Source organism: Pseudomonas sp. 2957 (assembly GCF_031456345.1).
Taxonomy (GTDB): Bacteria; Pseudomonadota; Gammaproteobacteria; order Pseudomonadales; family Pseudomonadaceae; genus Aquipseudomonas; species Aquipseudomonas siliginis.
Window position 1 is genome coordinate 1,061,749 of the sequence record NZ_JAVDUL010000002.1, and the last position, 13,885, is coordinate 1,075,633.

At 61.1% G+C, this 13,885-nt stretch carries 8 protein-coding genes; 4 read left to right on the forward strand and 4 right to left on the reverse strand.

Annotation, left to right across the window (positions count from 1 at the left end):
* Positions 1 to 235 precede the first annotated feature (235 nt).
* The 3 genes from mfd to J2Y39_RS10295 are packed head-to-tail and all read left to right on the forward strand — an operon-like array spanning position 236 to position 6,964.
* Complete coding sequence (gene mfd / locus J2Y39_RS10285) at positions 236 to 3,685, forward strand: transcription-repair coupling factor (RefSeq protein ID WP_024013632.1); 3,450 nt, start codon at positions 236 to 238, stop codon at positions 3,683 to 3,685.
* 10 nt (positions 3,686 to 3,695) lie between these two features.
* Positions 3,696 to 4,262: a CsiV family protein gene (locus J2Y39_RS10290; protein WP_056791507.1), complete on the forward strand. Its 567-nt coding sequence runs from the start codon at positions 3,696 to 3,698 to the stop codon at positions 4,260 to 4,262.
* An 11-nt stretch (positions 4,263 to 4,273) separates the two neighbouring features.
* On the forward strand, positions 4,274 to 6,964 hold the full coding sequence (locus tag J2Y39_RS10295) for a DEAD/DEAH box helicase (protein ID WP_310217271.1): 2,691 nt from the start codon (positions 4,274 to 4,276) through the stop codon (positions 6,962 to 6,964).
* A gap of 148 nt (positions 6,965 to 7,112) precedes the next feature.
* Here the strand turns inward: J2Y39_RS10295 and J2Y39_RS10300 are convergent, their stop codons facing one another.
* The 4 genes from J2Y39_RS10300 to J2Y39_RS10315 form a co-directional block, all read right to left on the reverse strand.
* A complete protein-coding gene (locus tag J2Y39_RS10300) occupies positions 7,113 to 10,406 on the reverse strand; it encodes a DEAD/DEAH box helicase (RefSeq protein ID WP_310217274.1) in 3,294 nt (1,097 codons plus the stop codon).
* A 9-nt stretch (positions 10,407 to 10,415) separates the two neighbouring features.
* On the reverse strand, positions 10,416 to 11,153 hold the full coding sequence (locus J2Y39_RS10305; RefSeq protein WP_310217277.1) for an S-methyl-5'-thioinosine phosphorylase: 738 nt from the start codon (positions 11,151 to 11,153) through the stop codon (positions 10,416 to 10,418).
* A gap of 13 nt (positions 11,154 to 11,166) precedes the next feature.
* Entirely contained in the window at positions 11,167 to 12,165 is a 999-nt protein-coding gene (gene nagZ / locus J2Y39_RS10310) for a beta-N-acetylhexosaminidase (protein WP_177434243.1), read from the reverse strand.
* Between the two features lie 170 nt (positions 12,166 to 12,335).
* Positions 12,336 to 13,043 (reverse strand): TetR/AcrR family transcriptional regulator, encoded by a 708-nt coding sequence (locus J2Y39_RS10315; RefSeq protein WP_056791523.1) that lies wholly within the window; start codon positions 13,041 to 13,043, stop codon positions 12,336 to 12,338.
* Between the two features lie 229 nt (positions 13,044 to 13,272).
* On the opposite strand from J2Y39_RS10315, the gene lexA reads away from it, so the two are divergent.
* Positions 13,273 to 13,881, forward strand: a complete 609-nt coding sequence (lexA, locus tag J2Y39_RS10320; protein WP_016775490.1) for a transcriptional repressor LexA — start codon at positions 13,273 to 13,275, stop codon at positions 13,879 to 13,881.
* Positions 13,882 to 13,885: the final 4 nt, after the last annotated feature.

The window sequence follows — 13,885 nt, forward strand, 5'->3', positions numbered from 1 at the left end:
TAAAACCGGGGCTTTCAGCGCAGTCAATTTTTCGACGACTGTTAGACGATGTCTGTAACCCTCCGTAACACCACCCGGTTTCGGCACTACATCACCATGAAAAAAGTGCTCGTTTTTATGGTTACCACTACATTTCGTCCAAACCGTGAAGATAGACGCAGTCTGCAACTGACAGGCGGCACCGGAGGCCGCTACAATTACCGACTTTGTCGCAACGCCTGGAGCTCAACCTTCCGTGCCTGTTCTGCGTCTACCGTTACTCCCTGCCGAAGCAGGTAAACAGCACTGGGGCAATCTGCCCGGTGCCGCCCTCAGCCTGGCGATTGCCGAGGCTGCCAGCGCTGCCAAGCGCTTTACCCTGCTGCTGACCGCCGACAGCCAAAGCGCCGAACGGCTGGAACAGGAGCTGAGTTTCTTCGCCCCGGATTTGCCCGTACTGCATTTCCCCGACTGGGAAACCCTGCCCTACGACCTGTTCTCGCCGCACCAGGACATCATCTCCCAGCGCATCGCCAGCCTGTATCGCCTGCCGGAACTGGCCCACGGCGTGCTGGTGGTACCGATCACCACCGCCCTGCATCGCTTGGCGCCGACCAAGTTCCTGCTCGGCAGCAGCCTGGTGCTGGATATCGGCCAGAAGCTCGACGTCGAACAGATGCGCGCGCGGCTCGAAGCCAGCGGCTATCGCTATGTCGACACGGTGTACGAGCACGGCGAGTTCACCGTACGCGGCGCGCTGATCGACCTGTTCCCGATGGGCAGCAAACTGCCGTATCGCATCGACCTGTTCGACGACGAAATCGAAACCCTGCGCACCTTCGATCCGGAAACCCAGCGTTCAATCGACAAGGTCGAGTCGGTCAAGCTGCTGCCGGCCCGCGAATTCCCGTTGCAGAAAGACGCAGTCACCCGCTTCAAGGCGCGCTTTCGCGAGCGCTTCGACGTCGACTTCCGCCGCTGCCCGATCTTTCAGGACCTGAGCAGCGGTATCACCCCGGCCGGTATCGAGTACTACCTGCCGCTGTTCTTCGACGAAACTTCGACGCTGTTCGATTACCTGCCTCAGGACACACAAGTGTTCTCGCTGCCGGGCATTGAGCAGGCGGCGGAAAACTTCTGGAACGACGTGCGCAATCGTTACGAAGAACGCCGCGTCGATCCATCGCGTCCTTTATTGCCACCGGCCGAACTGTTCCTGCCAGTGGAAGACTGCTTCGCGCGCCTGAAGAACTGGCCACGGGTCGTTGCCAGTCAACAGGACGTTGAAAGCGGCGTCGGCCGTGAGCGCTTCCCGGCCCATGCGCTGCCCGATCTGGCCATCGAAGCCAAGGCCACGCAACCGCTGGCGGCGCTGGCCGGGTTCCTCGAAGAATTCCCCGGGCGCGTGCTGTTCACCGCTGAATCGGCGGGTCGTCGCGAAGTCCTGCTGGAACTGTTGGAACGCCTGAAGTTGCGGCCGAAAACCGTCGACAGCTGGCCAGACTTCGTTGCCAGCAAGGATCGTCTGGCGATCACCATCGCCCCGCTCGACGAAGGTCTGCTGCTCGACGACCCGGCGCTGGCGCTGGTGGCGGAAAGTCCGCTGTTCGGCCAACGGGTCATGCAACGTCGTCGCCGCGAGAAGCGCAGCGACGTCAGCAACGATGCGGTAATCAAGAACCTCACCGAACTGCGCGAAGGCGCGCCGGTGGTGCATATCGATCACGGCGTCGGGCGCTACCTGGGCCTGACGATTCTGGAAATCGACAATCAGGCCGCCGAATTCCTCACCCTCGAATACGCCGAGAACGCCAAGCTCTACGTGCCGGTGGCCAACCTGCACCTGATCGCGCGCTACACCGGCAGCGACGATTCGCTCGCGCCGCTGCACCGCCTCGGCTCGGAAACCTGGCAGAAAGCCAAGCGCAAGGCCGCCGAGCAGGTGCGTGACGTCGCCGCCGAATTGCTCGACATTTACGCCCGTCGTGCCGCCCGTGAAGGTTACGCCTTCGCCGACCCGAAGGCCGATTACGCCACCTTCAGCGCCGGCTTCCCGTTCGAAGAAACACCCGATCAGCAAGCCACCATCGAGGCCGTGCGCGAAGACATGCTCGCGCCGAAACCGATGGATCGTCTGGTCTGCGGCGACGTTGGCTTCGGCAAGACCGAAGTGGCCATGCGCGCGGCGTTCATCGCCGTGCACGGCGGGCGTCAGGTGGCGATTCTGGTACCGACTACCCTGCTCGCCCAGCAGCACTACAACAGTTTCCGCGACCGCTTCGCCGACTGGCCGGTGACCGTGGAAGTGATGAGTCGCTTCAAATCGGCCAAGGAAGTCAACGCGGCGATCGCCGATCTGGCGGAAGGCAAGATCGACATCGTCATCGGCACGCACAAACTGCTGTCCGATGATGTGAAGATCAAAAACCTCGGGCTGGTGATCATCGACGAAGAGCACCGCTTTGGCGTACGCCAGAAAGAACAGCTCAAGGCCTTGCGCAGCGAAGTCGATATCCTGACCCTGACCGCGACGCCGATTCCGCGCACGCTGAACATGGCGGTGTCGGGCATGCGCGATCTGTCGATCATCGCCACGCCGCCGGCGCGGCGCCTGTCGGTGCGCACTTTTGTCATGGAGCAGAACAAGAGCACGGTCAAGGAAGCCCTGCTGCGTGAACTGCTGCGTGGCGGTCAGGTTTACTACCTGCACAACGATGTGAAGACCATCGAGAAATGCGCCGCCGACCTCGCCGAACTGGTGCCGGAAGCGCGCATCGGTATCGGCCACGGGCAGATGCGCGAACGTGAACTCGAACAGGTGATGAGCGACTTCTACCACAAGCGCTTCAACGTGCTGATCGCCTCGACCATCATCGAGACCGGCATCGACGTGCCGAGCGCCAACACCATCATCATCGAACGCGCCGACAAGTTCGGTCTGGCCCAGCTGCACCAGTTGCGTGGTCGTGTCGGTCGCAGTCACCACCAGGCTTACGCCTACCTGCTGACACCGCCACGCCAGCAAATCACCTCGGACGCGGAAAAACGTCTGGAAGCGATCGCCAATACCCAGGACCTCGGCGCCGGTTTCGTCCTGGCCACCAACGACCTGGAAATCCGTGGCGCCGGCGAACTGCTCGGCGACGGTCAGAGCGGGCAGATTCAGGCCGTCGGTTTCACCCTGTACATGGAAATGCTCGAACGCGCGGTGAAGTCGATCCGCAAGGGCGAGCAGCCGAACCTCGATCAACCGCTTGGCGGCGGCCCGGAAGTCAATCTGCGGGTGCCGGCGCTGATTCCGGAAGATTATCTGCCGGATGTGCATGCGCGGTTGATTCTGTATAAACGCATCGCCTCGGCCACCGACGAGGAAGGCCTCAAGGATCTGCAGGTGGAGATGATCGACCGCTTCGGCCTGTTGCCGGAGCCGACCAAGAACCTGGTGCGGATCACCGCGCTGAAATTGCAGGCGGAAAAGCTCGGCATCAAGAAAGTCGACGGCGGGCCGCAAGGCGGACGCATCGAGTTCGAAGCGCAGACGCCGGTTGACCCGATGACCCTGATCAAGCTGATCCAGACGCAGCCCAAGCGCTACAAGTTCGAAGGCGCGACGATGTTTAAATTCCAGGTGCCGATGGAGCGCCCGGAAGAACGTTTCAATACTGTCGAGGCGCTGTTTGAGCGTCTCATCCCGAAATCCGCTTGAAGGACGCCCGATGCGCCTGTTCCGCTCTCTGACTTTGTTGCTTGCACTTGCAGCACCGACGGCGTTTGCCGATGACACGTATCAGGTCGAAATGATCCTGGTGCGCCAGAATGCCGTCCCGGCCATCGTCAGCCGCGCCGCCCCGGAAGACTGGGCCGCAGGCGCCCAGCGTCTGGGCAGCGACAGCCAGCGCACCCCAGCGCTGAATGATGTAGTGAACAAACTCACCGCCAGCGGCGAGTACACCGTGTTGATGCACAAAGCCTGGCAGCAGAGCCTCGGCGAAGCACCGGCGAAAGTCGCAGTGAGCGAAGGTCAGGAACAATTCGGCCAGTTCCCCATCGAGGGCACGCTGGAAATGAAACTCGGCCGCTTCACCGACGTGACCGCCGATTTCTGGGTCAATCAGATCGACGCCAATGGCCTGGTCACCGCCAGTGAGCGCCTGCGTCAGGACAGCCACACCAAGAACGGCCAGCTCAATTACCTCGACAACGGTCATCTGGCCCTGCTGATCAAGATCACTTCCCTGACCGCGCCAGCGCCTCGCGAAGCGCCTGAAGTCGTGCCGGACTGATCGACGTCCTTATGCCGCCGCCCCTGAGCAAACCGCTGGCCCCGTCGTGGGTCAGCCGATTCAAAGAACAGAGTCTGGAGCGCGGCCGCCGCTACGCTTTGGAGAATCGAGTGCGCATCGCCCAGGTCGGCGATGCGACCATCACCGCCAGTTGCGAAGGTTCTGGCGGCAGTGTCTACCGGCAGACCATCCATCTGCGCGAGTCAGCCAAAGCGACGCTGTTGCTGGTCGACGCCACCTGCACCTGTCCGGTGCGCAGCAACTGCAAACACTGCGCGGCGGTGCTGCTGAAAATCCAGGAAACCCTCGATTACCCCGCCGCCGCTAAAGATGCCGAGCTGCTGGAGAAGCTCCAGGCCGTGCTGGAAAACCGCAGCCCGAAAGCGCCACCGCAAGTGCTGGTGGACAACGTGCAGCCGGTGCCGCGCCTGTGGCTGGCGAGCGTCGAGTTCAGCGCCTTCGAGCCGCGCAACGGCAAGATGCAGCGCTACATTCAGCACCGCGCGGCGCTGTCGTTCAGCTATCTGGACGAATACGTCAGCGGGCAAAAACACAGCGATATCCTGATCCGTCAGGAAGCCCAGACCCTGCGAATAAAACGTCACCCGGACGTCGAACAGTCCTACCGCGAACAGTTACGCATCCTCGGTTTCCGCATCGCCACAAGGCAGAGCAAAGCACTGCCGGAAAGCGCCGGCGAACTCTACGAGATGGTCAACGACAGCGCCTGGCTGACCTTCACCCTCAATGACTTGCCGAAGCTGCGCAGCCAGGGCTGGGAGTTGCAGATCGATGAGGAATTCGGTTTCGACCTGACCGCCGTCGACGACTGGTACGCCACCGTCGAACAGGCGCCGGAGCGCGACTGGTTCGATCTGGAACTGGGTATCATCGTCAACGGCGAGCGCCTGAGCCTGCTGCCGATTCTGCTGAACCTGATGCGCTCGCACACCGAAATCCTCAACCCGGAACGCCTCGCCCGCCGTCGCGATGACGAGCTGATTCTTGTCAACATTCCGCAACGCACCAGCGAGCATGGACCGTTGCAAGTGGCGCTGCCGCTCGGTCGCTTGAAGCCGGTATTGATGACGCTGGGCGAGTTCTATTTGCAGGAGCCGGGCGAAACCACCCTGCGCCTGAGCAAGGCTGACGCCACCCGGCTCAATTCGCTGGAAGGCCTGCCGCTGTTATGGGAAGGCGGCGAGCAGATGCGCACCTTCGCCCAGCGCCTGCGCGACATCCGCGATTTCACTGCCGAAGCGCCGCAAGGTCTGAATGCAACGCTGCGCCCGTATCAGCTCGAAGGTTTGAGCTGGATGCAATCGCTGCGACAACTCGAAGTCGGCGGCATTCTCGCGGACGACATGGGCCTGGGCAAAACCCTACAGACCTTGGCGCATATTCTCAGCGAGAAGAACGCCGGACGCCTCGATCGTCCGTGCATGGTAGTGATGCCGACCAGCCTGATTCCGAATTGGCTCGACGAGGCGGCGCACTTCACCCCGCAACTGAAAGTCCTCGCACTGTATGGTGCCACGCGCAAGAAACACTTCGACAATCTGGCCGACTTCGACCTGATCCTCACCACTTACGCCCTGTTGCCCAAGGACCTCGAGCGCCTGGCCAAACAGCCGCTGCACGTGCTGGTGCTGGACGAAGCGCAATACATCAAGAACTCCAACAGCAAAGCCGCCCAGGCCGCCCGCGAGCTGAACGCGCGCCAGCGCCTGTGCCTCAGCGGCACGCCGCTGGAAAACCACTTGGGCGAGCTCTGGTCGCTGTTCCACTTCCTGCTGCCGGGCTGGCTTGGCGATGTGAAAAGCTTCAATGCCGATTACCGTGTGCCGATCGAAAAGCGCGGCAGTGAAGTCAGACTGCAGCACCTCAACGGTCGGATAAAACCGTTTCTGCTGCGCCGCACCAAAGAGCAGGTCGCCACCGAGCTGCCGCCGAAAACCGAAATCATCCATTGGGTCGAACTCAACGAAGCGCAGCGCGACGTGTACGAGACCATGCGCCTGGCGATGGACAAGAAAGTCCGTGACGAGATCACTCGCAAAGGCGTGGCACGCAGCCAGATCATCATTCTCGAAGCCCTGCTCAAGCTGCGTCAGGTCTGCTGCGATCTGCGCCTGGTCAACGACGCCACCCTGCCCCCGCGCGGCAGCACCTCGGGCAAGCTCGACAGCCTGATGGAAATGCTTGAGGAACTGTTCGAAGAAGGCCGGCGGATTCTGCTGTTTTCGCAGTTCACTTCGATGCTGACATTGATCGAAGAGGAGTTGAAAAAACGCAAGATCGCTTACGCCCTCCTCACTGGCCAGACCCGTGACCGGCGCACACCGGTGAAGGAATTCCAGAGCGGCACGCGGCAGATCTTCCTGATCAGCCTGAAGGCCGGTGGTGTCGGTTTGAACCTCACCGAAGCCGATACGGTGATTCACTACGACCCGTGGTGGAACCCGGCAACCGAGAATCAGGCGACTGACCGCGCGTATCGAATCGGCCAGGAGAAACCGGTGTTCGTCTACAAGATGATTGCCCGGGGCACGGTGGAAGAGAAGATTCAGCACCTGCAGAAGGAAAAGTCTGACCTGGCAGCGGGCGTGCTCGATGGGCGCAAGGCCGGAGACTGGAAGTTGCAGAGCGATGATATTGAAGCGCTGTTTGCGCCGTTGCCGGACAAGATCGACAAGCGTTGAAAGCGGCGTCGCTGGTTAGATAGCTATCGCTGGCAAGCCAGCTCCCACAGGGTTATGAGCTGTACCGAAGATTGTGATTCAACTCGATATCTGTGGGAGCTGGCTTGCCAGCGATGGGGTCATCCAATATTGCGCAATCACTCAGGGCTCAACCCTTGGAAACCGGCAACGGCGCAAACAACGCCTCGATATCACTCTGTTCCAGTTTGAATCCCCCCGTCGTGCCGCCCTCAAGCACCGCCCCGGCCAGCGCCGCTTTCTCCTGCTGCAACGCCTGGATCTTTTCCTCCACGGTGCCTTTGGCAATCAACTTGTAGACGAACACCGGATTGTTCTGCCCGATCCGGTACGCCCGATCAGTCGCCTGATTCTCCACCGCCGGGTTCCACCACGGGTCGAAGTGAATCACCGTGTCCGCCGCTGTCAGGTTCAGACCGGTACCGCCGGCCTTGAGGCTGATCAGGAACAACGGCACCTTGCCGCCCTGGAAATCCCTCACCGGCGTGCGCCGATCGGTGGTGTCGCCGGTCAGCAACGAGTAGGCAAGCCCGCGTTGCTGCAATTCCTGCTCGATCAGCGCCAGCATCGAGGTGAATTGGGAAAACAGCAGAATGCGCCGACCTTCGCCGAGCAATTCTTCAAGCATCTCCATCAGGCTGATCAGCTTGCCGCTGCCCGAGCGCAACGCCTTCGCCGTGAGCGGCATATTGACCAGGCGCAGATCGCAGCAGACCTGACGCAGCTTGAGCAGCGCATCGAGGATGATGATCTGACTGCGCGCCACGCCGCTGCGGGCGATTTCGTCGCGGACCTTTTTGTCCATCGCCACGCGCACCGTCTCATAGACGTCGCGCTGACCATCACTGAGTTCGACCCAGTGGATGATCTCGGTTTTCGGCGGCAACTCGGTGGCGACCTGATCCTTCTTGCGCCGCAGCAAAAACGGCTTGATGCGTGCGGTCAGGTGCTGCATGCGCTGCACATTGCCGTGCTTCTCGATCGGCGTGCGGTAATCGCGGTTGAAGGATTTGCTGTCGCCGAGCCAGCCGGGCATGAGGAAATGGAACTGCGACCACAGCTCGCCGAGGTGGTTTTCCAGTGGCGTACCGCTCAGACACAGGCGCTGACGGGCCTGCAAGTCACGCGCGGCCTGGGCGGCTTTGCTCAGCGGGTTCTTGATGTTCTGCGCTTCGTCGAGAATCAGCACGCTCCACGACTGCGGCTGCAAGATTTCCAGGTCCCTGGGCAGCAATGCGTAAGTGGTCAGCACCAAGTCGTATTCGGCGAGATTGGCGAAGTCTTTTTGCCGCCCGGTGCCGTGCAGCGCCAGGACTTTCAACTGCGGCGTGAAGCGCTCGGCCTCGTCGAGCCAGTTGGGAATCAGGCTGGTCGGCATCACCGCCAGTGCCGGACAGTCCAGGCGCCCGGCGTGTTTTTCGGTGAGCAGATGCGCCAGTGTCTGCAGGGTTTTGCCCAGGCCCATGTCATCGCCCAAAATGCCGCCGACCTCCAGCTCGCGCAGGGTCTGCATCCAGTTCAGGCCTTCGAGCTGATACGGGCGCAGTTGCGCATTGAGGCCGGCCGGCGCAGCAACCTGGGCGTGACTGGAATTCTGCAGACGCTTGGCAAAAGTGCGCAGGCGTTCGCCGCCCTGCCAGTCCAGCGGTACGCCATCGAGCATACTCAGGCGTGCGGCGTCTGGAGCGGTCAAGCGCAGCGCATCGCCCTGGTGTCCGCCCAGATACAGCTCGCCCAGCGTCGCCATCAGCGGTTTCACCCGACTCAGCGGCAATGCGACTTTGGCGCCCGCCGGGTCGCCAAAACCGCTGGGCTTGAGCTCGATCAGGAGTTTTTCATCATCGCTGCGCTGCGCCAGATTGACCGGATCGAGCAAGCGCGGCTGGGTCCGCAACAGGTGCAGAAGGATCGGCAGCAAGCTGTAGCGCTCGCCGTTGACGACGATACCCAACTGCAAATCAAACCACTGATGGCCGGCCTCTTCTTCAACCTCGGCGTACCACTGCTCAACCGGTTGTACATCGAAATGGAAACCGGGACTGATCTCGATTTTCCAATCTGAGGCGCGCAGCGTGGCCAGCCCTTCGTGCATGAACCCGAGCCAGGCGGAATCATCCGGCAAGGTAAACATCTCGCCGGGACGGTCCATTGCACTCTTGCGCGTGGCTTTCTTGAAGCCATGTTTTTGCAGGTTCTGGCGCAGCTTCTTTTCCAGCGCAGGTTGACGCTGAATGCGCTGGGTTTCGCTGCCGTTGAGGATCATCACTTCCGGGTTGCGATCCACCGCCGGATGACCGTTGTAGGTAAACAGCAGAGCGGCGCGGTGCTCCAGCACATATTCCCAGCGCGAGCGTTCTCGGCCGCTGACCAGGGTCAGTTGCGGCTGCGGCAGCACGTCATCGATGACTCGCTCGGTGAGCTTGTGCGGTGGCGCAATTTGGGTCGCCGCGCTCATGCGATGGCTGAACTGCATGGCCTGACGCGCCGGAACGTCTGGCGCCAGGGTCAAATGGCAGGCGAGCTTTTCTTCCAGCTCAGTGAACAGCGGGCCAACCTGGCGCTGCTCGCGATCAAGATAATAAAGCGGCTCCAGCGCCAGCACGGTTTCCTGCGCGGCTTCGGCACTGCTCCATTGCGCGCGGAATCCGCCATCGGCCTGCTCAGCCCAAGAGAACTGACCCACGCGTTTCGCCCCCGGTGTCAGCGCTCGCAGGTCTTCGAAATCGAGGAACAGCCGCGAGGTGCGCAGGAGCATTTCCAGCAGTTCGGCGCCACTGCTGCCTTCCAGCGGATAGCCGCTGTAGTAGGCGTGATGGGAATGCATGGCGACCAACAGCCGGGCGATGCGCAGATCCAGCTCGGACAGGTAGCCGGGCTGGCGCATGAGCATTTCCGCGAGCGAGTACATCGGTTTGACCTCGCGTAACTCGCCGCTCTTGAGCTGGTAGACCTTGAAGATATCGAGCAGCCACTTGCCGTTCGCAGACGTCGATTTGAGCTTGTAAAACAGACGCGTGCCTGCGGTTTGCGCACTTTCGTCAGCAGGCTTGGCCGGCACGGGAATTGTCGAAAGCCAATGCTCGAGCGCTCGCCCCAACGGGATCTGTGCATCATTGTCAGACGCATCCTCACCCGTGCCCAGCAGGTGATAGATCACTGCCGCGCTGTGCTTGCAGTCCAGTGCAACCGGACAGCTGCACAGGCATCGCAAGCTAACCGATCCCAACCGATCTTCTGACAGGTAAATGGTTTGCTCATACGCCTGAAGTTGCGATCCGACGCAGAACGCCTCAATCTTCCTGTCATCGATTTCGAGGATCTCGACCCGGTCATCGGCGGCATAAGCGCGGGCCTTGGCCAACGCCTTGCTACTGAATGCGTGGGTCCATGTCAGCCCTTTAAGCCGCTCGATGAAAATGCTCATGGACAGTCCTTAGCTGGCCAGCACTCGCGCCAACGTTGATTTCACCTTGCCCATGCCATCGTGCAGGGCCTGTTCGATTTCGGCCATGGTGATGACTTCGGTGGTCTTGCCGGCTGCAGGATTCACCACCAGCGCCAGACAGGCGTAATCCAGATCCAGCTCACGCGCCAGCGCCGCTTCCGGCATGCCGGTCATGCCGACGATGTCGCAGCCGTCACGCTCCAGTCGCACGATCTCGGCGACCGTTTCCAGACGCGGACCCTGGGTGCAGGCATACACGCCTTGATCGCTGTATTCGCAGCCTTCGGCGGCGATCGCGGCAATCAGTTGCTGACGCAACGGCTCGCTGTAGGGAAAGCTGAAATCGATGTGGGTGACGTGCTCCAGATCATCGGCGAAATAGGTGTGCTCGCGCCCACTGGTGTAGTCGACGATCTGGTGCGGCACGCAGAAATGCCCGGTGCCCATGGCCGGATGAATACCGCCCACCGCGTTAACGGCGATGATCGCTTCGGCACCCGCCTGCTTCAACGCCCACAGGTTGGCGCGGTAGTTGACCTTGTGCGGCGGGAAACGATGCGGGTGACCGTGACGGGCGAGAAACAACACTTCCTTGCCGGCGTATTCACCAATCTGCACCTCGGCCGAAGGCGCGCCGTACGGGGTGTCGACTGCCAGCGACTGGCGAATGATCAGGCCTTCGAGCTGAGTCAGGCCAGTGCCACCGATGATTGCGTAAACGGTCATAACGAAAAAATCCTTAATCGATCAGTTGAGCGTCTTTGAGCGCGCCGAGGGCGGTGAGCCAACGCGGGTCCTGACGATAATCGGTGCTGGCGAAGGCCTGCCCGCGCATCTTCGCGATGCGCGTGGAAGGCTTGACCTTCATACGCTGGGCGGCACTCAACGCCAGCTCGGCTGCCGCGCGGTCGTTGCACACCAGCCCCATGTCGCAACCGGCACTCAGCGCGGCTTCGATGCGGCTGGCAGCGTCGCCGACCACGTGGGCGCCGGCCATCGACAGATCATCGCTGAAGATCACGCCATCGAACTGCAACTCGCCGCGCAGAATCTCCTGCAGCCAGCGTCGGGAGAAACCGGCGGGCTGCGAGTCGACTTGCGGATAGATGACGTGGGCCGGCATGACGGCGGCCAGCTGCTTGCTCAAACGGGCGAAGGGCACCAGATCATTGGCGCGGATTTCGTCGAGACTGCGCTCGTCGTTCGGAATCGCCACATGGGAGTCGGCTTCGGCCCAGCCGTGTCCCGGGAAATGTTTGCCGGTGGCGGCCATGCCGGCGCTGTTCATGCCGCGAATGAATGCACCGGCGAGCAAGGCGGCGCGCTCGGGATCGCCTTCGAAAGAACGGGTGCCCACCACGGCGCTGCGCTGATAGTCCAGATCCAGCACCGGGGCGAAACTCAGGTCGAGCCCGACCGCCAACACTTCGGTGGCCATGATCCAGCCGCATTGCTCGGCGAGATACTCTGCATTCGGGTTATCGGCGATGGCGCGCATCGCTGGCAGACGGACGAAACCCTGACGCAAACGCTGCACACGCCCGCCTTCCTGATCAACCGCCAGCAGCAGATCCGGGCGAATCGCGCGGATCGCGGCGCTCAGTTCGCGCACCTGGCGTGGATGCTCGATATTGCGGGCGAAAATGATCAGGCCGCCCACTTCGGGCTGACGCAACAATTGGCGATCTTCGGCCGTCAGCCAGGTACCGGCGACGTCCACCATCAACGAGCCTTGCAGGCCAGCAGTCATAGAGATTCCTTGAAAACGAAAAACCCGATCTGCTTGCATTCGCTACCGTGGGCAATGCCCGGACGGTCAGCAGAATTCATGCAGATCGGGTTCAGTACGAGAGTCGGCATGGCCGGCTAGCTTAGCGGATACCAGCTGCCGCGCCCACCCGTGCGCGGTCAAACCTTGGCGGCGACCGGTATGGATTTGCTGCGCGGACGCAATTGCGCGCTGGCCATGGCTGTATCGGTGACGCCGGTTTCGGCGCGCATGCCGGCAGCGAGGAACGGCACCATCAGGCGCATCACTTGTTCGATGGAGGTATTCACGCCGAAATCGGTCTCGGCAATCGCGCGCAAGGCCTTGATCCCGGACATGCTGAACGCTGCGGCGCCGAGCATGAAGTGCACGCGCCAGAACAGCTCGATCGGTGGAATGCGTGGCGCCGCTTCATTGACCAGCAGCATGTAGCGGCGGAACACTTTGCCATACATGTCTTCCAGATAACGTCGCAAGTGGCCCTGGCTCTGGCTGAACGCGAGGCCGAGCAAACGCATGAAGATCGACAGATCGTTACCGCTGCGAGGCTGCACGACGAGCGCTTGCTCGACGAGGATTTCCAGCAGCTCTTCGAGGGTCGGCTTGTTCTCAGGCTTGGCCTGACGGCGCTCCAGCTCTTTATCGAGGCTGACGCAGAACGGACCGAGGAAGCGCGAGAACACCGCCTGGATCAGCGCCTTTTTCGAGCCGAAGTGATAATTCACCGCAGCCAGATTGACGCCAGCCTTGCTGGTGATCAAACGCAATGAGGTTTCAGCGAATCCTTTCTCCGCGAACAACTGCTCGGCAGCATCAAGAATGCGTTCAACGGTTTCCGACTGGGCCATGGCTACTCCGCCTGACAAACACTTGTTTGAAACATACGTTTCAGCCTAAGCCTTGTCAAGCCTGCCGGTTCGTTTTGGGAATGGTCGGTCAGCTATTTAACCACACAAGGCGCCAGCATTAATAAGCGCCCTTCGCGACCGCTCGGCGGGCGGCAAAAAAACGCCCATTGCCAAGACCGCTTCACTGTATATAATCCCAGTCACTGTATAAAAAGACAGAGCGATCAATATGCTAAAGCTGACGCCACGCCAAGCCGAGATTCTGGCCTTCATCAAACGTTGCCTCGAAGACAACGGCTATCCGCCCACCCGTGCGGAAATCGCTCAGGAATTGGGTTTCAAATCGCCAAATGCGGCGGAAGAACATCTCAAGGCCCTGGCCCGCAAAGGCGCGATCGAGATGACCCCGGGCGCTTCCCGCGGCATCCGTATTCCCGGATTCGAAGCCAAGGCCGATGACTCCACCCTGCCGATCATTGGCCGAGTGGCTGCCGGCGCGCCGATCCTCGCCCAGCAGCACATCGAAGAATCCTGCAACATCAACCCGACCTTCTTCCATCCTCGCGCCGACTACCTGTTGCGTGTGCACGGCATGAGCATGAAGGATATCGGCATCTTCGACGGCGACCTGCTGGCAGTGCATACCACCCGCGAAGCGCGTAACGGCCAGGTTGTGGTTGCGCGTATCGGCGACGAAGTGACGGTCAAACGCTTCAAGCGTGAAGGCAGCAAAGTCTGGCTGATTGCCGAGAACCCCGAGTTTGCCCCTATCGAAGTCGACCTGAAAGATCAGGAACTGGTGATCGAAGGCTTGAGTGTCGGCGTCATTCGCCGCTAAAGGA

What these genes read in the sequence shown, in the direction of transcription:
- J2Y39_RS10305 (WP_310217277.1), bottom strand. Translation starts at nt 11,153, where the DNA reads ATGACCGTTTACGCAATCATCGGTGGCACTGGCCTGACTCAGCTCGAA.
- J2Y39_RS10300 (WP_310217274.1), bottom strand. Translation starts at nt 10,406, where the DNA reads ATGAGCATTTTCATCGAGCGGCTTAAAGGGCTGACATGGACCCACGCA.
- lexA (WP_016775490.1), top strand. Translation starts at nt 13,273, where the DNA reads ATGCTAAAGCTGACGCCACGCCAAGCCGAGATTCTGGCCTTCATCAAA.
- J2Y39_RS10295 (WP_310217271.1), top strand. Translation starts at nt 4,274, where the DNA reads ATGCCGCCGCCCCTGAGCAAACCGCTGGCCCCGTCGTGGGTCAGCCGA.
- J2Y39_RS10290 (WP_056791507.1), top strand. Translation starts at nt 3,696, where the DNA reads ATGCGCCTGTTCCGCTCTCTGACTTTGTTGCTTGCACTTGCAGCACCG.
- J2Y39_RS10315 (WP_056791523.1), bottom strand. Translation starts at nt 13,043, where the DNA reads ATGGCCCAGTCGGAAACCGTTGAACGCATTCTTGATGCTGCCGAGCAG.